Genomic DNA, 21486 nt, shown 5'->3' with positions numbered 1-21486 from the left:
GGCTGGGGATGAGTGTGGGGGAGCGTGCGGGATAACCGGAGGGTCAGGCCCGGAATGCCGCCAGGAAGATGGCGGGCATCTTCAGCCATGACGGCTTGGCCGCGAAACCCGCGAGACGACGTCCGGTCGTCGCGGCGGAACGCGCCTGCACGAACCACGGCGGCTTCGGGAAAAGAGTGAATTCTCCGTGTGCGAACGATCGCGGAAACGGCCGGAACGGGCCGCGAACGATCGTGCGCTCGGGCCGATCGATGAGCAGGGCGTTGTGCACGGTTCCAATGCCACTCTGCACGTTGTCGATGGTGGCACCGGGGAAGGCGCCCCACGACGCGGTTGCTGTGAGGAATCCGAGGCCGGTCCACGCATTGATGGCGATCGTGCCGTAGCGCAGGCGTGCAATGGACTCGAGGAACCCGGTTCCGAGCTGCCGGATGACCTGGGGCTCGACAATGAGATTCGCACCAAGGGTGCCGACGAACTCGTCATTGGCCAGCGTGACGGCGGCGTCAAGGAAGGCTTGCCCCGTGCCCGGCACTTCGACAACGCCCAGCACCGGGGAGAAATATTCCGTGGTGATCACGTTCGATGCGTCGTCTTCGGCTGTGACATCGATCAGCAGGCGGCAGCCGTCTTGGCCCATCCGCTCGGCGGTCGGATACGCGGCCGATGCGGCTCTCATGCGCCCATCGCTGCCGGGGTACCAGGCGGGGCGTTGAGGTGCTGCCGCCAGTGCCCGTCGGAGTTCGGCGAGGAACGCTTTCTTCTGGGGCCAGTTGCTGCTGACGACAACCACTTGGCCGGCAATGCAGTTGTATCCGCCGTTGTGCAAGCGCTGAGTAACGACGTGCTCGGCCTGATAGCGCAGGTCATGCTTCGTCCATGCGCTCGGAAGCACAATGATGGGCGATACTCCGCCGAGTTCGCTGGTGATCGGTTTGCCTAGTAACGGGGTGCCCGTTGCTTTGCGGCTCGCGGCATCCGCGCCCGTTCCCCAGACGATGGCATCGTGTGTTGCCGCACTCCCGGTGATGTGCACGTGCGCGATGCCGTTGTGCTGCGTGAGATACGCACCGACGTCGCCGGCGCCCTGCACGATACGAAGCACTCCGAATTTGATCAGGGGGGCGAGAGCCTTATCGAAAACGGATTTCATTCCAGCCATGACCGGATTGAGTTTGAGCAGCACCGACCGGTTGTTCGCGACGATCTCGTACAGCACGTCGAGCGGCGGAATCGACGTGATATTGCCGGCGCCGAGCACGAGTCCCACTCCGCCCGACCTTGTCGGCGTGAGCTCACCCAGGCCAGCGCTGGCCCGTACCTCCTCGGGAGAGCGGCCAGGAGCCATCCAAATCTCAGCGCTGAATCCGTGCAGCAGCAACCACTCGTACCCGTTGGTCGGAAGTACCGGGACGATGACGCGACCGCCGGGGGCCGTTCTGAATCGGCTGCTGGCAAGGGGGCTCCTCCCCGCAGCGAGGGCTGCGATGGACTGAGCGAGGGTACCGGCGCCTGAAAGGCTGGCATACGGGCCGGAGATCCACTCTTCCCCGACGAGCTGTGATGACGGGTCTAGTCCCTTGATCGCAGTGGCAGTCTCCGCCCATTCCTGAGCGGCCGCCGTCATGGCTGCGTGCACAGCTCCCAGTAATGCGGCTCGTTCGGAAAGTGGGGTGCTGGCCCAGCGCTTGGCACCCGAGGCCAGCTCGATGATGGCGGCGTCGAGTTGGTCGCGCTGCTGCTGGTCGAGGGGCCGAATGGGCTGTGTCCTCGACATCGGATCGGTGGTAGTCATCAATCTCCTTTGATTGTTGCCTGACGGCGACCCGGATTCCGGGTTGCGGTGTCAGGCTAGTCTCGGCTCCACCGTCAGCGATAGCGATGGGCCGCCGCCGCGATTTCGGAACTGTGCATTGTGCGGCCGCACAACCAAACGGAAGAGTCACCGGATTACACTGTGCAAATGGAACGCAATGAAGCGCCGCAGAGCATGCCGACCCAGGATGTCATGGTGGACGGCGCTCGCGAGCTCTTCTCGGGCATGATCGACTCGGTCGGCGAGTTATCAGACAGCATCGTTGCCCAGATCATCAACGGCGAGCACGACTACGCCGAGAGCGTGCTCGGCGCCGGTGTGCTCGAAGGTATCGTGCATGACAACCTCGAGGCGATCCTGCAGTGCCTGCTCGGCATCAACGACTCGCTCGCCGCACCCCGCCATGCCGGCCGCGTGAAAGCGGAGCACGGCATCCCCATGGCGAGTCTCCTGCACGCATACCGGCTTGCCGGTCTACACCTGTGGGACGCGTTGATGGCGAAGGCGACGACGCCCGAACACGCAACAGCGCTGCTCACCGCGTCATCCGGAGTATGGGGCATTATCGACCGGTACTCGAGCGCCGCCGCGGAGACGTACCGAGAGGTCGTCGACGAACGGGAACGCAAAGACCAGCAGAGCAAGAACGTCGTGCTGCTCGCGATTTTGGAAGGCGAGTTCTCGGGGGATGCCGGTCGAGCGGTTCGTGCTCTTGGCCTTCCCAAGGAGGCAACCTTCGTCGTTCTTGCCGTTGAGATGCGGCACTCAGATGATGACCCAATTCCCGCCATAACCGACCGACTGCGGGGGATGGGGGTCAGCTCCGCCTGGGCTCCGTGGAAAGGTGAGTATCTGGGCCTCCTCGGAAGTGTGGCGGGTGCGCATCCTTCCGCCGCCGCGCACGCACTGGTCGGAACCGTCAGTTCACGAATCGGGGTGAGCCTGCCGATACAAGCCCTCGAGCGCGCGCCTGTCGCGGTGCGACAAGCGCTTTTGGCCATGCGTTGCATCGCCCCCGCCGCGGTGGGAGTGCATCTCTACGGCGCGGCCCCGATCGATACCATTCTTGTGTCTCAACCCGCATACGCTGCCGAACTCCGCGATGGCGTTCTCGGCGGGCGGCTGACCTTGATCCAGACGATGCCCGCGTGCTTCTGGACACGCTTGAATGCTGGTTCACCACCGACGGTTCGACCGCCGAGTGCGGCAAGCAACTTCATTGCCACCGAAATACGGTACTTCACCGACTGGGGCGGATAACCGAGATGACCGGGCGTTCCGTAGCCAAACCCGTGCAGGCGGCCGAACTTTTCACCGCCCTTCGAGCGGTACGACTGGCCGGTTTGTGGGCGACTCCCGTGCGCGCGCCCTTGCGGGCAGCCCCCCGGAGCGCTTGAGCGGACTCACGTCTGATGGTGTTGTCGCTCGCTGGGCACTGCAACGGTCGTCGCAGCTTTCGCGGTCGTCGTGGTCGCGATGAACGTTGGTCCTAGGGGAAAAGGACCATGGCTCTCCCCGGTCTGGGCGGCGGCGGCGCGGGTGCATGTTTTCGGGCCACAAGGCCACAGGGTCGTTGGGTGCGGCTGGGTCTATTTCAAGGCGGCTCGAGAGGAGAGGGCGGGTTACACAACAACGTGCAATCTTTCTCCTGAGCTACCTCAAGTTGATTATCAGACGGGGGAAGTCCTGAGAGAGGTGGGGGAGCCTCTGCTTATGGTCTATACCGCGCAACAGCGGAAGGGAAGGTAGCAGGCGCCCAACTGAGCTGCTCCGGAGAGTCTTCTTTTGTGGCGATAGTATTCGGCCCCGCCGGGGCTGTCTTGGGCGGCGTCCCAGGCATCCTCGAGGTCAGGCATGCGGACGTAGTGTGTTCGGATGCGGTGGTCGCGGGCGATGCGACGCCGGTGCAGGCCATCACAGGGTGGAAGGGGCTTTTCGGGTGGTGCTCAGCCACACCAGCGGCGCGAGCTGTCGATGGCGCTCACGTACATTAGGGGTGGAACTTACCGACGTAATTATTCAGGGGTGGGTTGAGCATTTCAGCACCACCCATTGGTGCATTTCAGCACCACCGATCGTGCGAGAGAACGCCAATCGTGGTTTGGCCGGGAGCCACTGACGCTATCCGTCATCAATCACGCGCTGGCCACCGCGCTGTGGTCCCTCATGTTCTAAGTACCCGTCTCCACCCAGACCGTGTTGTGGATGATGCGGCCCATGAGAACTCCGGGGCGGAGGCACTGGTGTCAGCCCTTCTGCTGATACTGAGTGCAGAAGCGCGTCGACCCAGCAGCGTGTCGCGTTTCGATTCCGCTGGCCAGTCCAGCGGCTACTCGCCGATGACCAACGGCGTGAAGAATGTATATTCACACAGGAACGTGCAGGCGCAGCCAGGAGTGTCGTGGGCTGCGACCCAGGCTTTCTCGAAGTCGGGCATCCCTGTGCCATTCGCGCCGATGCGGTGCAAGCTGTTAACGCGATTGAAAATCGTCAGCAATGAATATAGTTACGCGGAGGTTTTCTTAAGAGTCAACGTGCACTCTTGACGACATTCGGGCGGTCTTTTAGAATTTCGGCCGTGCTTGATCTCGGAAAGGCGCCGGGTCGCGATGGCCGTTCGCGGTGAGATTTGACGCACGCACATTTATTCAACGTTTATTGCCTCGAAACAGGCCGAAGCCAGTCCAGCTATTTCGAGAGAACGGAGGCCTCTAGACCGAAGAACTCCTCGTCAGGTCGAGAATACTCGAGGTTTTGGCGCGTGCCTTGAAGACTTAATAAGGAGCAGGGCGCAAACCGTCGGTCCCGGGTTCAAGTCCCGGCCGCTCGACTGTAAATCTAATCTGATCAAGGTTTCTTGTCTGTACCGAAAGGGCAAGACCTGACTCACCCATTGTCTATCCATTGCTGATTCCAAAAATTTCCGTCCTTCTGGGGTTCCCATAGAGAAGGTGCACGACCCGGTTCGAGTCATCTGGCATGACCTCGATCCATTCGGCCTCGGCGTCGTGGGCGCTGAGGAGGTTTCAGTCTGCCATCGCTGTTTCACCACCCCGGCGTGAGCCGCTTCCGTCTCGTACACGATTGCAGTCTGCGTCGACGCAGCATCCTGTTCGCTGCCCGGAAGCGCGCGATGGGCTCGGTCGACCTGATAATTGGTGCGCGCGAGGTCGTGGCCGACCTCGTTGGCGACGAACTCTTCGCGTTGGATGGCTTCACCATCGCGTTCGACCTGGAAGATGTGCGCTTAGCCTTCGGCGACGACGATGTGGCCTTTGGTAAAACGGGATGCCCGGTCCGCGGTGGCGCGGTCGGCGACGAGATTGTAAAGCGTCTGCTCGATGGCGGTAGTGCGATATACGCTGCGGAATCTGTCGGGCCTGTTTCGTCTTCGATTCGAATGAAAATCAACGGTTTGCACGCACGCGCCTTTCCAGCCTGTCCTGGACGGCTACGTCCGCGACGGGCCAGCGGTGGGCGACGTTTCGAGGTCGGTGGTGCCGCGCGCAATAGACTCGGGAAGATGCGGCGACAAGGGAGACGAATGAGCGAGCTGGAGCATCACGTTCGGGCACTGTGGACGTTGTTTGAGCCGATCCACGCGGTGACGTATTTCTCCCCGGAGGCGAGGGAGGCGTTCGCGGATATCGGACTCACTCGTTACTGGGACGGATACTTCGCCGGTCGTGCCGCCCCGCTCGGGGCGGTGACGGCTGCTCCGGTGGTGGCGATTTTCAGTGGGTTCGCTCCGTTCTTGGTCGAGCGGGTGCTGCCGGCTGTGTGGTCGACGGTGACCGTAGACCGGGTCCTCGACGCGCGGTCGCGGGGTGCAGCAACGACGTTGCGAAATCTCGTGCCCGACGAACGATCTGTCGCCGAAGCGGCTGACGTACTCGCCGAGATAGCGGCTCGTGTCGACACCATTGGTCGACCTCTCGCGGCGGCGAACAGCGCGCTGACGGTCGAGGCGGATCCGTATCGCCGGCTCTGGCAGGCCGCGGCCACGCTTCGCGAGCATCGCGGGGACGGTCATGTTATGGCACTGGTGGAGGGCGGGATCGCGGGCATCAGTACTATCGTGTTGCGCAGCGCGGTGGATATCGACGCGACGAGTGTGCGGAAGGCGCGTGGCTGGACAGAGGAAGAGTGGGCTGTCGAAGTCGAAGAGCTCATAACTCGTGGCCTGCTGACCGGCCAGGGCGAGATCAGCGAGAACGGCAGGGTGGCAGTGGAGCGCGCCGAGAACATGACCAACCAGCTGGCGGTCGGTCCGTGGCGCGAATTGAACGACGCTGAGATCGCACGTATCGCCCGCACGCTCGCGCCCATCGCGAGAGTGTGCCAAACGGTTTTTCCGTTTCCAAACCCGATCGGGATGCCCCGGCCCTGGGATCCGAATCTCGACCCGAACGCATCCGCCGTCCCGGTGTCGCCGCGGGCGAGTTGAAATGATTCCGCTGTGATATCGAGCAAGCCAACCGCGGCTCAGTAATTTGCCTGAAAGTGCGACGTCGGAGGTCCCGCTTGCGGGCCTGGATTGTGCTCGCTGCCGACGGAATACATCTGACGTCTGACGACACCAGCCGGCGAGACGTGACCTCGCTGATTGGATAGGTGGTTGCCCGAGCCGCGGTACGTCACGCCATCATGCCGACGACGATGCATCCCCACTCATCCGGTCGGAAGGCCACTTCCTCGCAAATTTTCAGAGATCATGCAGTCACCAACCGCCTGGTCGCGCGCTCCGCAAGTGGGGCCAGTTCAGTATTCGTCCCTGCGACGGTAATAAAGCCTTCGCCCCGCTTGACGGCGATATTGCCATCAGCTAATCTGAAGGGAATAAGACCTTCGCGAGGAGAATGTCATGGCTGCACGTGGAGAAGTGAAGGGTCCTGAGGGTCTCGGTCGAATGCTGCAGCAGGGCCGTCTCGTGCGCGGCTTGACGCAGCGTGATCTCGCGGACAGGTTGGAGACCGACCAGAAGTACATCTGGGGTTTGGAATCCGGAAAGAACACCATCGTGCTCGAGCGCATCTTTGCGATCATGCGGGAGACCGGTATTCGCATGTATATGGAGGTCGATCCAGGCACCGACGGGCCCCAAGACGACGTTGTGGATGAGCCCCGTGGGTGACTTGCGCGTCGAGCTATACGGCGAGCTGGTCGGGCATCTGGTCGGTGCGGACCGTCACACATTTGATTTCGTCACGGCGAAGAATGCCATCGAGACCTTTGGGCTCGGCAGCACGATCCTCTCGGCATCAGTGCCGTTCGACCTGGTCCGCAACCGCAGCCGGGCAGCGCGAAGACGCAACTCCTTCGCCGAACTCTTACCTGAGGCCACCGCTCTGGATACCCTCGCCGCTGAAATCAGAGTCTCCACCGACGACACCATTGCGCTGTTGGCAAGGTTCGGCCGCGACGTCGCCGGCGCTATTCAGATTTACGATCCAGAGGGGCCGGGGGAGCCGCGCACGCCGGCCGTCGCGCAGGTTGACAGGGTCGAAGTGGGTCGGATGCTCACCAATACTCAAACCGCTCCTCTCGGAAACCGGCCGCAGTCTGGGCGCACGTCCTTGGCCGGCGTCCAAGACAAGATCGTGCTCGCACGACAGGATGACCACTGGTTTCAAGTCCTCGAGGGGTACCCGTCGACCCACATCATCAAGCCACCGTCCGTGCGCTACCCGACCATCACCTTCGACGAAGAATACGGCTTCCGAGCGGCCAAAGCGGCCGGCCTCACCACGCTCCACACCTGGATCGAAGACTTCGGCGGAGTCCCCGGCTTGGTCATCGAGCGCTATGACCGATCACCGCACGCAGCACAGGGACGCATTCACCAGGAAGACATGAACCAAGCTCTCGGCGCATCAAAGAACGAGAAGTATCAAGAGTACGGCGGCAAGGTCTCCCTCAAGCGCATAGCGGATGTCCTCGTTCGCGACGGCGACCGAGCCTCCGTCGAGCAGCTCCTCCGGCTCCTGACCGTCTCGCAGGCCGTGGGTAACCTTGATATGCACGCCAAGAACATCAGCATGCTCCACCTCCCGGACGGCGGCACGAGGATCACCCCGGCCTACGATGTCGTTCCGCAAACACACCTCGACAGCGACGGAAAAATGGCTCTGGCCATCAATCGAAAATACAGCCATGCCGCCATCACACTCGATGACCTCGTCGCCGAAGGCGAGGCGTGGAAGGTGCGCGCTCCCCGGCTAATTATCACGTCGGTGCTTGAGACCGTGGAATCCTTTGCCCGTTCAGAAACTCCGGTTGAACAGTCTTACGCCGGGCTCCAAGACGACATTGCGCAGTTCACCAAGAATCTCCTCAGCGGACGCCCCACGGGTAGCAACGTCGACGCGTGAGGACTTGACGCACGCATGTTTATTCACCGATTATCGCCCCGAGACCCACCGAAACGCACCGTGGTATTGAGATAATGGTGAAAACGTCTCACGCAAGAAGCTCCAGGTCAGATCGAGAAAAGTCGAGGTCTGAATCCGGCCCGAGTATCCGACCGAGTAGTCCTGGCGCAAACCGTCGGTCCCGGGTTCAAGTCCCGGGAGCCTCGTCAAAACGACACCTGATCAGGTCTTCTCTTTACTGGCGAACGTGTCACATTCGGAGTATTTCCATTAGTTCTGGGTTCAAGTCTCAATACCGGGATTGGAATTCCCGTGATCAGGAATTTCCAGCCCGCACAGATGCATGACACCCGATGCTGTCAACGTTTATTCAACGTTTATCCCGGAAAGCTGCCTATTGTTAGCGTTAGCGCAGAAGTCGCTCGAGTCATCTTAGAGTTACTAAGAGCGACTGCGATCGCCGTCGGGGGAGTTATTCGGCGGCGTTGTTGGTGCGCATGGACAGGTGCTCGTGGATACCGAGCCAGGTTCCGCCTGTGAGTGAAAGCACGATGGTCTCAGATTCCTGACTTGTCGACCGTTCGCCCGCAACTTCGGAGACTGTCTCGACATCGTGGGTGAACACGGCGACGGAGCCAACCAGCTGAATGCGGCGGTTCGTAGACGTGCATGAGATGACCGTGAATCCGTCTGATTCCCATTCCAGCCAGAGCTGCTCATACTCTTCCCGCGACTCCAGGCGCCGCCCGACGTTGTGGAACATGAAGGTTGCCTGCGGGCTGAACCGGGCGAAATAGGCGTCGCGGTGGTGATGACCGAAGTCCGCGATGATCTGGTCGGCTGCGGCCAACGCATCCGCTGTCACTGCTTCGGACATGCTCACGTTGCGGATCCGACTCGGCGTGCTGCGACCTTGGCAGCGGTGGACGAATGGTCGGTTTCGATGGCAGGGATAGTCGATTCTCTGGTTGGTACGCCGCGTGCGCCTTGATCACCAAACACGAATCGGGGCTCGGGAAAGATCCAAAGCGCTCCAAGATAGAGAACGGCCGCCGAGATCACGGCGATCGCGAGGCTGAGATCGACGCCGCCGCCCAGATTGATGAAGGGTCCAACGATGATGGGCGGGTAGTTCGCAAAGAGCAGTCCGAGGGCAGCGGCTCCGATCCAGGCGACCATTCCGCGCCAGTTGACTCCGTTGTTGAACCAGTAAGCGCCGCCGATTTCACCGCGGTTGAAAACCTGGAGATCGCGCGGGCGAAAGCTGCCTCGGCGCACGATGTAGCCAATGGCCATGATGACCATCCACGGGGTGGTCGTGACGATGATGGCGCCGACGAAAGCGTTCACGGCGCCGAGCAGGTCGAAGAAGATGCGGCCGGTCAGGATGAAGAGGAAGGCGACGATGCCGATACCGATGGTGGCCTGGGCGCGGGTGAACCGAGGAAAGACCGAAGAGAAGTCGAGGCCCGTGCCGTAGAGGGAGGTCGTGCCCGTCGACAGTCCGCCGATGAAGGCCACTCCCATGAGGAGTACCGCGTACCAGATGGGCGATGCCTGGATGAGGGCGACGACGTAGTCGCTCTCGCCAGCGACGATCGTTGCGGTCGCCACACCGAAGAGGAAGGGAATGAGGGTGAGGGACTGGCCGATCAGTGTTGCGCCGAGGATCTTGCGAGGCGGGGTGGTGCGGGGGATGTAGCGGGACCAATCTCCGAGGAACGCCCCGAACGAGATGGGGTTGGAGGCCACGATGAGCGCGGCGGCGACGAATGTCGGCCAGAAGGAGCCGAGCGCAAAGGCCGCGGGTCCGGGATTGTAGGAGCTGTCAAACACACCGTTGAACGCGACGATAGCCAGCAGGATGAGGATCGTGTTGGCGATGACCGCGGTCTTGTTCACCAGCAGCATGAACTGATAACCGAACACCACCACGACGATGACGATCACTCCGATCACTCCGTAGACCAGGGTGCGAAGTCCGATTGAGTCCGGTATGCCTCCAAGCCGGGTGAGCGCACCCACGAGTGCGTCGCCACTGACCCACACCGAGATGGAGTAGAAGGCGATTGCAGTGAGAAGGGAGAGGAACGAGCCGACCACTCGCCCGCGCACGCCGAAGAATGCAGCGGATGACACCGCGTTGTTGGTGCCTGTTTTCGGGCCGAATAGTCCCATCGGCATCAGGAAGAACGTGCCGACGAGCACTCCGCAGATCGTTGCGAGGGCGGCTTGCCAGAAGGAAAGGCCAAGGACGATCGGGAAGGTACCGAGCAGCACGGTGGCAAACGTGTTCGCGCCGCCGAACTGGATGCGGAGGAGGTCGAGCCAGGTCGAGGTGCGGTCGGCGTCGGGAATGGTGTCGACGCCGAGGGTTTCAACCTCGGTGATTTTCGGCCGCGCGTTTAGCTCGACGGCGGGCGCGGTGTGATGAACGCCATTGTTGTCACTCATGGGTTTGCCTTTGACTCGTGGAGGGGGGCCGGCGGAGGCGGCAGGTTTTGATTGACACTAGCGGGATGTTGTCTCCTGTGCAATAGTTTTTGACTATGAAGACAAACAAGGTCGTGGATCTCTCCCTCCTGGTGAACGCAGACACCCAGGTCTATCCGGGAGATCCTGTGCCACGGTTTGACCCGCATAGCACGATCGAGCGCGACGGCTTTAACCTTCTCTCGGTGTTCATGGGGTCACAAACGGGCACCCACGTTGACGCTCCGTACCACTTTGATGATGCGGCCAAGAAACTCGATGAGTTGCCGCTGGACCGGTTCGTCGGCACAGGTGTACTCGTCGACGCCCGTGCCGCGGGCGCGCGCGGTCGCATCACGTGGTCGTACTTCAAGCCCGTCGAGGCGCAACTTCTGCCGGGAGCTATCGTGCTTCTCCACACGGGATGGAGCGCGCACTGCGGCTCACCGACCTACTTCGACAATCCATTCCTCGACGCCGATGCCTGCGCCAAACTCATTGCCCTGGGCATTCGCACCTTCGGGATCGACGCGATCAACATCGATGAGACACCGGACTCCACCCATCACGGTGAGGGCTTTCCCGTGCATCACCTCATTGCAGACGTCGACGGCGTGATCTGCGAGAACCTCACGAACCTTGCGTCGGTCGACTTCGATGAGCCCTTCATCTCCCTGCTGCCCATCGCCTTCGACGCGGCGGATGGAGCGCCCGTGCGGGCTGTCGCGCTGCAACTTACGCCATAGGCAGGCCGCACTCCCGGTCACCACCGGCTCGCAGATCACTCTTCCACCGATTCCCTCCAAGAAAGCTCCCATGAACAATCCGATCGGCCCATCCGACGCCAGCATTTCACCCCGCTATGCCGGCATCGCCACCTTCGCCCGACTTCCCCGCATCGAAGACGTGCCCAACGCAGACATAGCCGTTGTGGGTGTGCCGTTTGACAGCGGGGTCAGCTATCGCCCGGGAGCCCGCTTCGGCCCGGCCCACGTGCGCGAGGCCTCCCGGCTGCTCCGGCCCTACAACCCCGTGCAGGATGTAGAGCCCTTCTCCGCCCAGCAGGTCGTCGACGCAGGAGACATTGCGGCGAACCCCTTCAATATCGATGAGGCAGTCGCTCAGATTGAGGCAGAGGCAACCCGTCTCGGCGCTGGCGGAACACGACTGCTGACGATTGGAGGGGACCACACCATCGCCCTTCCCCTGCTGCGGGCGGTCACCAAGGTGACGGGTCCGGTCGCGGTGCTGCACTTCGACGCTCACCTCGACACGTGGGACACCTACTTCGGCGCACCTGTGACCCACGGCACGCCCTTTCGCCGCGCATCCGAGGAGGGTTTAATCGACCTCGAAGCCAGCCTGCATATCGGTATTCGTGGCCCGCTCTACGGCCGCAAGGACCTCACCGATGACGCCCGCCTGGGCTTCGCCGTCATTGCCGCCCACGAAGTCGAGACCGAGGGCGTTGCCGGAGTCGTGAAGCGGATGCTGGCCCGCCTCGGCAACTGCCCGGTATACGTGTCCGTCGATATCGACGTTCTCGACCCCGCTCACGCTCCCGGAACCGGCACCCCGGAAGCGGGCGGGCTGACGAGCAGAGAATTGCTGGCCATCATCCGTGCGCTGAGCGCCGTGCGGATCGTCGGAGCCGACGTCGTCGAAGTGGCCCCCGCCTACGACCATGCGCAGATCACGGCCGTTGCCGCCTCCCATGTCGCCTACGAAATCCTTTCGGCCATGACACCGCGCTAAGCCCGGCCCGCGGCGACGCCGGCCGTGCTTATGGCGGGGAGCGGTGAGAGATCGCGAGATACTGGGAAACAGTCCCACATCAGGTCGAAACGCGTTAAGAAAGGCAAGGCACTGTGCGAGCTCTCAACCCGGCACCATCGGGCGCACCGCTCGCGATCGGAGCGAAACTCCGGGCAACGCGGCTAGCCCAGGCCTTGACGATCGCGGATGTAGCCGAGGCAAGTAACCTCAGCACCGGCTTCATCAGCAGAGTGGAGCGAGACGAGACCTCGCCCAGCGTGTCTTCGCTCGTGGCACTGTGCCAGGTGCTTTCCCTTCAGCTCGGCTCGCTCTTCGAGGCGCCCGATAACGAGGTCATAGCCCTCGCCGATGCGGCACTCATCAACATGGGTGGGAAGGGCGCGATCGAAAAGCTGCTCACCCCACGGGGCGAGTCACGGGTGCAAGTACTCCGCTCGACCCTCGCCCCCGGAGCCTCAGGGGGAGACGCGCTTTACACGATCAACTGCGATGTCGAGGTGTTGCACGTGTTATCCGGGAGCCTCGTCCTTCGGCTGGTAGGAGGCGAAGTTGAGCTATCGGAGGGGGACACGATGACCGTCGCGGGGCGCCAACCCCACTCTTGGGACAACCGCAGTGGGGGACAGACCGAGCTTCTCTGGACCATCGTTCCGGCCGCATGGAGCGGCTCGTCCTGACCGTTCCCACAGTTCGGCACAACGGTTTGAGCGCGATCCGGTGCAGGAAGACTCCTCTGGGAAATGGTGTGCGCGATACTTTCGCCTGCCGACATCCGATTCTAAAATAATCGTAGGTAGCCTCTTTTATGCGCCGTCGCTCGTTGCGACGGCTTGACGACTCTCCGTCTTTCAGGTTCTTGTTGCCGAGCATCTGAAAAGCCGCGCCATGTTCGAACTTATGCTGGTCGCCACCGCCCGCACCTATTCTTTCTTGCGCCGGTTCATGCCGACCGCCATCGTGATCGACGCGATTAACACGGGGCGCGGGCTGAAGTGGGGCGTGTCGGCGATGCTGCTCGCCGTTCCGTAGGCGCTTGCAGCTATCTATTGCCGAGCACACATGCGCGTTCACGGCGCTCACCCGGCCGTGAACAGATAGGCAATCATGGGTAGGCTCGACGAGGTGCGTTTGCAGAACTTATTGACGTGCCGCTCGGCGGGCAATGTCCCGTCGTTCTCGGCTTGAACGTGAAGGAAACACCGTGTCTGATCAGGCAAGAATCAAGGGGCACACCGTGACCCGCACCGTGCACATCGAGGCTTCGCGCGCGCGCGTTTGGAAGGCGCTGACCGACCCCGAGGTGATGGTCAAGTGGTTTGGCGACGGTGTGGTGTTCACCGCCCTCGAGCCCGGTGCTACTGGCAGCATTGACTGGGATGACTACGGCAGCTTCCCGATCGAAATCACCGAGGTCGTGCCCGACGGCTCGTTCGGCTTCCGTTGGTCGGGCATCCCCGCCGAACAGCTCGACGAGTACTCGACGCACGTGCGCTTCACCATCGCCGATGCTGGTACCGGGACGGATGTCACGGTGATCGAATCGGGCTTCGATACCCTCCCCGGCGGCACCCGCTACCGTCGCGAACGTCTTGAGCAGAACCGAGAGGGCTGGGACGTCGAACTCGACGAGCTCGCGATGCTCTTCGAGGGTGTCGCTGAGTAGTTCACGCTCACGGGGGAGTCGCTCGACGAGTTGGCCACGTTGCTCGGCCGGTGGAGGACTATTTGGCGGAGCTCAGAGGATGTGCGTGAAAGCTCCCAAAATCTGCCCAGGGCGCGGTTCGTAACCCCGCAGACATCGACCTAGGCGTCATGGCGGATTCGGTCGATCAGGGCGGCGTTGCCGGATTGCTTCCCGGACCGCGTCGAGGCCGGCGACGTCGACGAAGGACGCTTCGATCCCGTACCGTTCCGGCAGCAGCTCAGAGAACAGTCGCCAGACGGCCTCGTAGGTGACGTCGGAGACGATCACGTGATTGCCAGTGCGCAGCAGGGTGAAGAATACCCCGTGTAGGGCCGCGACGCCGGTCGCGAACGCTACCGCCACCTCCCCGCCTTCGAGCGCTGCGATCTTTATTTCAAGGGCTTCCTGGTTGGCGGAACCATTCCGCCCGTAGACCAGCTGCTCGGTCGCTGATCAGTTCATCGATGCCGGGTCCTCGGGCAGCAAATAGGAGTTCGCCATCACCAGCGGGCTCCGGATCGCGCCCGTACCGGCGTCGATGCGGTTACCACCAGGGACGGCCCAGGTGAGGTCGCCAACGGTCGAGGCGTCGTGCTTGTCCGGTGAAGGCGTCATGGCAGTCCTGTTCCGGGAGGTAGAACGCGAGTGGCGAGGTCAGTTGGGGGTGGGGCGCGCGAGGATTCGTGATTCGATGACGACGTCGGGGCCGAGCCGGGCGAGGTGGGTGGCGAGGTCTTCGGTCGCTGTGTGCAGCTGCTCGTCGGTCATCGGGGCGAGCGCGTCCAAGATGAACAGGGCACGTGTGGTGCTGTCGCGCAGCTGCGTGCGGCGGCCTTGACGCCAGTTCCACCGTCGGCAGGTGACGCCGGCGTCATCGCACCAGACGACCTCACCGGAGTCGGGGTGCTCGGTGACGTCGGCGCCGCCGGCAGTGGTATCGAAAGTTTCGTCGCCAGCGGCACGGATGAGGCGGGGTGCGCCGACGTAACGGTCAAGGTCTTCGCCGCCGAGAGGCACCTGATGCAGGACAGAGATCGCGTTATAGAGGTCTGTCAGCCGGTTCACCCGTGGCAGCCCGTCCCCGGCCCGGCGAAGGAGCGCCTCGAGGCTGTTCCTCGTGCGTTGCGGTTTCGCACCGAAGCCACGGTAGGCATCCCGCCACGCCGCAACGTGCGGCACCTCCTCGACCGGTGCTGCTGCCAGGAGGTGCCGGGCTGTTGTCTCCGCCTCGTGCAGCAGAGCGTCACTGGCGTCGTCGCTTTCCCCCGGGGTGAGGCCAGACACCGTGAGGAGGCAGGCGCGGTAGTCCGGTCGAAGCGCGAAGATCTCATCGTCGACGTAGGCCCCGCTGAGGAGGTCGTGATAGGTCGTCATGGTGTTCCTGTCGTCAGGTGGTCTGGTGGGACGGGCGTGGGCTGGACGTACCGACGCCGGGCTCGAAGACGGCAAGTGTGAACTCCGCAGTGGAATTCGACGTGTTCGCGTAGGCGTGCGCTTGGTCGCCATCGAACGCGAAGGTATCGCCGGGGCTGAGGTTCACCTCATCGGGGCCGGCGGTGAGGTTCACCACGCCTCGGCCGACGTGCAGGATCTCTCGTGTGCCTGCAGCATGGGGCGTGCTTTCGTGGGTATCTCCGGGGGCAAGGGTCCACTGCCACAGTTCCAAGACGTCGGGCGAGGGGGTACCCGCAAGCAAAATTCCACTACCGCCGCTCGGGCTTGACCACAGTTCGGCGCCGTCGCCGCGACGCGTCAGTGCCGCTGGAACACCGTCCCGGGCTGCGACCAGCGTCGGAAGGCCGATTCCGAGCGCATCACTGAGAAGGAGCAGGGTCGCCACGCTCGGGTTGGCCTCGCCTTTTTCGACCGTGACGATCATCCGACGGCTGACCCCGGACTGCGCCGCCACCTCATCGAGCGTCCACTTCAGGGCATGCCGGCCCGCTCGAATGCGCGCGCCGATGACCGCCGCCAAGTCATCCCGTTCAACACCCATACGGTGCATCATAGTGCACTATGCTGGAAGGACTGCCGCAGCTACTGCCATCCGAATGGAGTGCCCATGTTCACCGGTCTGAGCGCCTTCCCCTTGACGCCGCTCCGCAACGACGCATTCGACGAGACCGCCTACGCGGGGCTGATCGGGAAGTTGGTCGCTGCGGGTGTCGACTCGATCACCGCTCTCGGCTCGACCGGGTCGTACCTGTATCTGGACCGCGAGGAGCGACGCCGCGTGGCACTGTGCGCCGTCCAGCACGCCGAGACGGTGCCAGTTATCGTCGGCATTGGTGCGCTCCGCACGTCGCACGTCCTCGCCCTGGCGGAAGACGCGCAGGAAGCCGGCGCACGCGCCGTGCTGCTGGCACCGGTCAGCTACCAGCCGCTCACGGACGATGACGTCTTCGGCTTGTTCGAGGACGTGACCTCGAACCTGTCTGTGCCGTTGGTCGTCTACGACAACCCTGGCACCACCCACGTCACCTTCACCGACGACCTGTACGCCAGCATCGCCCGACTCCCGCAGGTGGCCTCGATCAAGATCCCGGGAGTCCCCGGAGTGCCAGCCCGTGCCGCCGCCCGGGTGCAAGCAATCCGGGATGCGGTGCCCGCACACGTGACCGTGGGGGTCTCTGGTGATGCCTCGGCAGCGACCGGGTTGAACGCCGGATGCGACGCCTGGTACTCCGTGATCGGCGGAACACTCCCCGCCCTCGCCCTCGCGATCACACGGGCTGCACAACACGGCGATAGCAGCGAAGCCGAGCAACTGTCCGCGCGGCTCGAGCCGCTGTGGGCCCTCTTCGCCGAGCTCGGCGGGAGCTACCGGGTGGTTGCCGCGATCGCAGAACAACTGGGCTTGGTGGCCCCGGACTGTCTGCCGCGCCCCATCCGAGGGTTGAACGCTCCGGCACGCGCCCGCGTCGAAGCTGTGATGACCAGGCTGCAGCTCGGCGCCGAGACCGCGTGAGCTATTCGACAACCGCAGCCTCCACGGCCCGCAGGCCGCTGCGAATGTGGCTGTCCACCCGGTTTCCAAGGCCAGTTTGCCGGGAGGTGCACTGCTTGTGTTCACCGCGTCGTTCGGTGAACTGCTCCGGGTAGGTGTTGAAGGAACCAACTCCTGCGGAGCGGGACTGAATTGTCAGTGAGAGCCCGTCCCGGCAGACACAATTCTTAGACGGTTCTGTGACGTGACGGGTGAGTCTGGGGGGATGAGCTCAGAAACCCGTCCACTCCACAGCTTCGTTCGGACCGCTCTTCCCGCGGCTGGAGTCATTCTCACTGTCATAGCCACTGGGTTCGTGCTGACCGGGTCGGCGGGGTGGACGGACGGGGAGATGAATGTTCTCCGGCAGGTAAACGCTGACCACAGCGCGCCTCTGGACGCGGTGGCCCTCGGCATTGACTGGCTGTTCAGCCCCGCAGTGGGCGTGGTACTGGTCTTGTTGGCAGCCGGGTCGGTGCTGCTGTTGACCCGGCGACCCGGCGCGGCGATCCGCTTCGTGCTGGTGGTGATGATTCCCACGCTGGGCGCCGACGTGATCAAACTCCTGGTGCAGCGGGCGCGACCTGACATACCGTCGCTGCCGCACATCCTGCTGCTTGAACCGGGTGGTCTCAGCTTTCCGAGCGGACACACCAGCTTCGCCGCCTGCTTCCTGCTCGGGGTCGTCCTCGTCACGGCCGGTCACCGATGGCATCCGTTTGTGATTGGAACGGCCGCGGTGGTGGTGCTCGCCACGGCTGCGTCCCGGGTCTATTTGGGGGTGCATTACCCGTCGGATGTGGTGGCGTCGATCGTGTACTCGCTTGCTGCCGTGGCGCTGGTGAACGCCGCCTCGGTGCTACTACTGGCACACTGGAGCGAACGTCGATCCGGCCTCCACGCTGGACCCGTGCACGGAGGAGTCTGGAATGCCCGCTGAGAGCACAGCTCGCCCCCGGCTGTTGTTGATCGAAGATGATGCCAAGCTCGGCCCGATGATCCGCGACGTGCTCACGGAAAACTACGATGTCACCCTGGTCGCCGACGGCGCGGAGGGACTTGCGGCCGGTCTCGGCGGCGAGTTCGAGGTGATGGTGATCGACCGGCGCCTGCCGACGTTGGACGGCCTCGGAGTGGTGGAAGCGCTCCGCCGCAAACTGGTGACCACTCCCATCCTGCTCCTCACTGCGCTGGGAACGACGGGGGACAAGGTGGCCGGGCTGGACATCGGCGCCAACGATTACCTGGTCAAACCGTTCGAATTCGATGAGCTCTTCGCCCGGCTCCGGGCCATCCGTCGGGTCTTCACCGGAGAGGGCCGCACGGTGCTGGTGGGCGCCTGGGAGTACTACCCCGACAGTCGAACGATCTATTCCCCGTATGACGGGCGCATCCTGCTGACGGTGAAGGAGAACGAACTGCTCAAATTGTTAGCGGATGCCCCACAACGCACGTTCTCCCGCCAGCAGATCCTGCAGACCGTGTTCAGCGCCGCGGACACCGCCGGGACGGTGGACACCTACGTGCATTATCTGCGGCGCAAGACCGAAACCGACATCGTCCTCACCGTGCGCGGTGAGGGTTACCGCCTGGGACAGCCATGATCCGAAGCAGCACCCGCATCGTTGACAGCGACACCCTCGCCATCCGTCGGGCCTCCCGACTCGTCGGGACCCGCATCGCGATCGCGTGCGCTGCGGTTGTCGCGGTGGTCATCGTGGCCGTCTTCGTTTACATCCTGTCCGAGATCTCGCCCGGTGAGCTGTTCGAACCGGTGCCCGACACCGACAACCTGCAGGTCAGCGCAGTCAACCTGCTGCGGGCCGCGGGAGTGTTGGGCGTGTCATTGATCATTCTGGCCGGTGTGTTGAGCTTTCTGGTCACCCGCCGGGCCGTGCAACCGCTCGGTGATGTGCTGCGCATCCAACGGGCGTTTGTCGCTGACGCCAGCCATGAACTCCGAACTCCGCTTGCGGTGCTTGATGCCCGCCTGCAAATTCTGCAGCGCACCCTCCCCGCCGATGACCCGTCGTCCTCGGTCGTTGCGGAGCTCCGCAGCGATGCGAAGGACCTCATCCACATCGTCAACGACTTGCTCGAATCTGCTGAAGTCGGCGGCGCGGCCGTGCACGACACCGTCGTCGTCGACCTGGTCGCTGCCGTCGAAGCCGCGGTGCAATCGATGGCACTGATCGCCGTCGACAAAAACATCACCATTGAAATGGATGCGGCCCAGCCCGCGCCGGTGCGCGTGCCCGCCTCCAGCATCACCCGATGCGCGGTCGCGCTGTTGGATAACGCTGTGCGCTTCGCCCCCAGCGGGTCGATCGTCGCGGTGGGCGTGGCCGTGACTAAGAAGACGGTGGTGGTCACCGTGCGCGATCGCGGCCCCGGCATTCAAGGCATCGACCCCGCCCGCATCTTTGATCGGTTCGCGCACTCCGGCGCGGCTGTGGACGGTGGCGGGGACGCCCGAACGGGGTTTGGTATCGGCCTGTCCTTGGTGCGGGAAATTGCGGTGCGCTACGGAGGAGCCGTGCACGTCGTCTACAGCGGCGCCGCAGGCACAGCGATCAGCCTCACCCTCCCGCGCGCGAAGCCAGCCGCATCCTGATCCTGCTCCGTCGAGCAGGTCGCCGCTCAGCTGGTAAGAAAAAACGATTTCGATGATTGCCTTCTTCTGTGAGAAGTCTTAGACACCACCGTGTTCGCTGGTGTTACCGACCCCATCCCAGGAGGAACACATGTCCACGACCTCGACCCGCTCCACGACCGTTTCGCCCGTCCGGAACATCCTCACCAAGGTGCCAGAGGTCACCCTCATCTTCTGGGTGATTAAGGTACTCGCGACCACAGTGGGGGAGACCGCCGCGGACTTCCTCAACGTCGACCTCAACCTGGGACTGACGATCACGTCGATCATTATGGCGGTCCTGCTGGTCGCCGCGCTGATTGTGCAATTCAGATTGCAGAAATATACCCCGGCGGTTTACTGGCTGGCCGTGGTGCTCATCAGCGTCGTGGGAACTCTGATCACCGATAACCTCACCGACAGCCTCGGCGTTCCCCTGTGGGTGACGACGGTCGTCTTCGCCATCGCACTGGCCGCGACCTTCACCGTCTGGGCCATCTCGGAGAAGACCCTGTCCATCCACTCCATCTTCACGACTCGGCGGGAGTCGTTCTACTGGCTGGCCGTGTTGTTCACGTTCGCCCTCGGGACTGCGGCGGGCGACCTCGTCGCCGAAGGACTCAACCTGGGCTTCTTCGTCGCGCTGCTCGTCTTCGCCGCCGCCATCGCGCTGGTCGCTGTGGCGTACTTCGTCTTCCACTTGAACGCTGTGCTGGCCTTCTGGATCGCCTACATCCTGACCCGCCCGCTGGGCGCATCCACCGGCGATCTGCTGTCTCAGCCTGTCGCTGATGGCGGCCTGGGGCTGGGGACCACGGGAACGAGTGTGCTGTTCCTGGCCGTGATCCTCATCCTCGTGATCGTGCTCACCCGCCGCGCCCGCACCGCAGACGCCCAGCCGGAAGACGCCCAGCTCACGGCCACCGCCTAAACACCTCGCGCAGCAGCGGATGCCCGGATCGCCTTCAGAAAACTCAGAGAAAGTCCCTGCAGCATGAACACCATGATCGCCACCGCACTACCCACGTCCGGTTTTCTGGATCCGCAATCTGTGATCGCCGGCGCCGGCGTCTGGGGTCTCGTGGTCGTCTGCGCGATCGTGTTCGTGGAGACGGGCCTGCTCGTCGGGTTCTTCCTGCCCGGCGATACCCTGCTGTTCTTCACCGGCGTGCTCGTCCTCAGCGGGGTGATCAGCCAGCCGCTCTGGATCGTGATCCCGGCCATCGCCCTATCGGCGGTGCTGGGCGACCAGCTCGGCTACCTCATCGGGCGCACGACGGGCCGACGCATTTTCGACCGGCGCGACTCCGGCCTGTTCAGCCGAAAGAGCGTCATCCGAACGCAAGGCTTCTTCGATCGGTTCGGCCCGGCGGCCGTCACCATCGCCCGCTTCGTACCGGTCGTGCGCACCTTTGCCCCCGTCGCGGCCGGCGTCGGCAAAATGCGCCGGCGGGTCTTCACACTGTTCAACATCATCGGCGCCGTGCTCTGGACGACCGCGGTGGTGCTCCTGGGCTTCGGGCTGGCACACATCCCGGGCGTCGCCGACTTCGCCGCACGCTACATCGATCTCGTGCTGATCGGCATCGTTGTGCTCTCCGTGGTTCCCGTCGTCATCCGAGCCCTCGTCTCACGCCGCCAGAATGCTCGGGTGTGAGGATCAGCGGAACGCGGCAGTGCATGCCGCAGTGATCGCCGTGAGGTTTCGGGCTTCTCATCCTGGTCTCATCGGCCACGGTCTAGGGTCGA

22 protein-coding genes are annotated in these 21486 nt (G+C 63.2%); 15 read left to right on the top strand and 7 right to left on the bottom strand.

The annotated features are described in order from the left end of the window. Nucleotides 1-43: 43 nt before the first annotated feature. Entirely contained in the window at nucleotides 44-1795 is a 1752-nt protein-coding gene (locus E3T46_RS07130; protein ID WP_241980512.1) for an aldehyde dehydrogenase family protein, read from the bottom strand. A gap of 168 nt (nucleotides 1796-1963) precedes the next feature. On the opposite strand from E3T46_RS07130, the gene E3T46_RS17795 reads away from it, so the two are divergent. From E3T46_RS17795 to E3T46_RS07110, 4 genes are all read left to right on the top strand, one after another. After that, a complete protein-coding gene (locus tag E3T46_RS17795; protein ID WP_166790190.1) occupies nucleotides 1964-3076 on the top strand; it encodes a hypothetical protein in 1113 nt (370 codons plus the stop codon). 1798 nt (nucleotides 3077-4874) lie between these two features. Then, nucleotides 4875-6263 (top strand): hypothetical protein, encoded by a 1389-nt coding sequence (locus E3T46_RS07120; protein WP_134577977.1) that lies wholly within the window; start codon nucleotides 4875-4877, stop codon nucleotides 6261-6263. A 417-nt stretch (nucleotides 6264-6680) separates the two neighbouring features. Then, the gene (locus E3T46_RS07115; RefSeq protein ID WP_092448714.1) at nucleotides 6681-6950 is read left to right on the top strand and encodes a helix-turn-helix transcriptional regulator; all 270 of its coding nucleotides are present in this window, start codon (nucleotides 6681-6683) and stop codon (nucleotides 6948-6950) included. Next, on the top strand, nucleotides 6943-8187 hold the full coding sequence (locus E3T46_RS07110; protein WP_134577976.1) for a HipA domain-containing protein: 1245 nt from the start codon (nucleotides 6943-6945) through the stop codon (nucleotides 8185-8187). The genes E3T46_RS07115 and E3T46_RS07110 overlap by 8 nt, the downstream gene beginning before the upstream one ends. Nucleotides 8188-8659: 472 nt before the next feature. Here the strand turns inward: E3T46_RS07110 and E3T46_RS07105 are convergent, their stop codons facing one another. Both E3T46_RS07105 and E3T46_RS07100 read right to left on the bottom strand, forming a co-directional pair. Next, nucleotides 8660-9064: a nuclear transport factor 2 family protein gene (locus E3T46_RS07105; RefSeq protein ID WP_134578009.1), complete on the bottom strand. Its 405-nt coding sequence runs from the start codon at nucleotides 9062-9064 to the stop codon at nucleotides 8660-8662. Between the two features lie 2 nt (nucleotides 9065-9066). Beyond that, the gene (locus E3T46_RS07100) at nucleotides 9067-10641 is read right to left on the bottom strand and encodes a cytosine permease (protein ID WP_134577975.1); all 1575 of its coding nucleotides are present in this window, start codon (nucleotides 10639-10641) and stop codon (nucleotides 9067-9069) included. Between the two features lie 95 nt (nucleotides 10642-10736). On the opposite strand from E3T46_RS07100, the gene E3T46_RS07095 reads away from it, so the two are divergent. The 5 genes from E3T46_RS07095 to E3T46_RS07075 all read left to right on the top strand — a co-directional run bounded on the left by E3T46_RS07095 (nucleotide 10737) and on the right by E3T46_RS07075 (nucleotide 14098). Beyond that, nucleotides 10737-11405 carry a cyclase family protein gene (locus E3T46_RS07095; RefSeq protein WP_134577974.1) on the top strand — a complete coding sequence of 223 codons (669 nt, stop codon included), beginning with the start codon at nucleotides 10737-10739 and terminating at the stop codon, nucleotides 11403-11405. Nucleotides 11406-11475: 70 nt separating this feature from the next. After that, nucleotides 11476-12414, top strand: a complete 939-nt coding sequence (gene speB, locus E3T46_RS07090) for an agmatinase (protein ID WP_134577973.1) — start codon at nucleotides 11476-11478, stop codon at nucleotides 12412-12414. A 113-nt stretch (nucleotides 12415-12527) separates the two neighbouring features. Continuing rightward, complete coding sequence (locus E3T46_RS07085; protein ID WP_134443878.1) at nucleotides 12528-13112, top strand: helix-turn-helix domain-containing protein; 585 nt, start codon at nucleotides 12528-12530, stop codon at nucleotides 13110-13112. 208 nt (nucleotides 13113-13320) lie between these two features. Beyond that, a complete protein-coding gene (locus E3T46_RS07080; RefSeq protein ID WP_174845382.1) occupies nucleotides 13321-13464 on the top strand; it encodes a hypothetical protein in 144 nt (47 codons plus the stop codon). A gap of 172 nt (nucleotides 13465-13636) precedes the next feature. Further along, nucleotides 13637-14098, top strand: a complete 462-nt coding sequence (locus tag E3T46_RS07075; protein ID WP_166790188.1) for an SRPBCC domain-containing protein — start codon at nucleotides 13637-13639, stop codon at nucleotides 14096-14098. A gap of 147 nt (nucleotides 14099-14245) precedes the next feature. Here E3T46_RS07075 and E3T46_RS18425 read toward each other — a convergent pair whose 3' ends face one another. The 4 genes from E3T46_RS18425 to E3T46_RS07060 are packed head-to-tail and all read right to left on the bottom strand — an operon-like array spanning nucleotide 14246 to nucleotide 16115. Continuing rightward, nucleotides 14246-14557 (bottom strand): PLP-dependent transferase, encoded by a 312-nt coding sequence (locus tag E3T46_RS18425; protein ID WP_277870933.1) that lies wholly within the window; start codon nucleotides 14555-14557, stop codon nucleotides 14246-14248. A 15-nt stretch (nucleotides 14558-14572) separates the two neighbouring features. Continuing rightward, nucleotides 14573-14734: a hypothetical protein gene (locus E3T46_RS18420; RefSeq protein ID WP_241980510.1), complete on the bottom strand. Its 162-nt coding sequence runs from the start codon at nucleotides 14732-14734 to the stop codon at nucleotides 14573-14575. A gap of 39 nt (nucleotides 14735-14773) precedes the next feature. After that, entirely contained in the window at nucleotides 14774-15493 is a 720-nt protein-coding gene (locus E3T46_RS07065) for a phenylalanine--tRNA ligase beta subunit-related protein (protein ID WP_134577971.1), read from the bottom strand. 13 nt (nucleotides 15494-15506) lie between these two features. Then, the gene (locus tag E3T46_RS07060; protein WP_198419127.1) at nucleotides 15507-16115 is read right to left on the bottom strand and encodes an XRE family transcriptional regulator; all 609 of its coding nucleotides are present in this window, start codon (nucleotides 16113-16115) and stop codon (nucleotides 15507-15509) included. A gap of 66 nt (nucleotides 16116-16181) precedes the next feature. Between E3T46_RS07060 and E3T46_RS07055 the strand changes: the two genes are divergently transcribed. The 6 genes from E3T46_RS07055 to E3T46_RS07030 all read left to right on the top strand — a co-directional run bounded on the left by E3T46_RS07055 (nucleotide 16182) and on the right by E3T46_RS07030 (nucleotide 21394). After that, on the top strand, nucleotides 16182-17087 hold the full coding sequence (locus E3T46_RS07055; RefSeq protein WP_134577969.1) for a dihydrodipicolinate synthase family protein: 906 nt from the start codon (nucleotides 16182-16184) through the stop codon (nucleotides 17085-17087). Between the two features lie 334 nt (nucleotides 17088-17421). Further along, on the top strand, nucleotides 17422-18045 hold the full coding sequence (locus E3T46_RS07050; protein WP_206751481.1) for a phosphatase PAP2 family protein: 624 nt from the start codon (nucleotides 17422-17424) through the stop codon (nucleotides 18043-18045). Continuing rightward, nucleotides 18035-18709, top strand: a complete 675-nt coding sequence (locus tag E3T46_RS07045) for a response regulator transcription factor (protein WP_104132541.1) — start codon at nucleotides 18035-18037, stop codon at nucleotides 18707-18709. Before E3T46_RS07050 ends, E3T46_RS07045 begins: the two co-directional genes overlap by 11 nt. Continuing rightward, nucleotides 18706-19719 (top strand): HAMP domain-containing sensor histidine kinase, encoded by a 1014-nt coding sequence (locus E3T46_RS07040; RefSeq protein ID WP_134577967.1) that lies wholly within the window; start codon nucleotides 18706-18708, stop codon nucleotides 19717-19719. The genes E3T46_RS07045 and E3T46_RS07040 overlap by 4 nt, the downstream gene beginning before the upstream one ends. A gap of 130 nt (nucleotides 19720-19849) precedes the next feature. Next, entirely contained in the window at nucleotides 19850-20668 is an 819-nt protein-coding gene (locus tag E3T46_RS07035) for a hypothetical protein (protein ID WP_092448702.1), read from the top strand. A gap of 72 nt (nucleotides 20669-20740) precedes the next feature. Next, nucleotides 20741-21394: a VTT domain-containing protein gene (locus E3T46_RS07030; RefSeq protein ID WP_134577966.1), complete on the top strand. Its 654-nt coding sequence runs from the start codon at nucleotides 20741-20743 to the stop codon at nucleotides 21392-21394. Nucleotides 21395-21486: the final 92 nt, after the last annotated feature.

Source organism: Cryobacterium sp. Hh11 (assembly GCF_004404045.1).
Taxonomy (GTDB): Bacteria; Actinomycetota; Actinomycetes; order Actinomycetales; family Microbacteriaceae; genus Cryobacterium; species Cryobacterium levicorallinum.
Note: the sequence above shows the minus strand (reverse complement) of the source record. Positions and strands in the feature narration are given on the sequence as shown.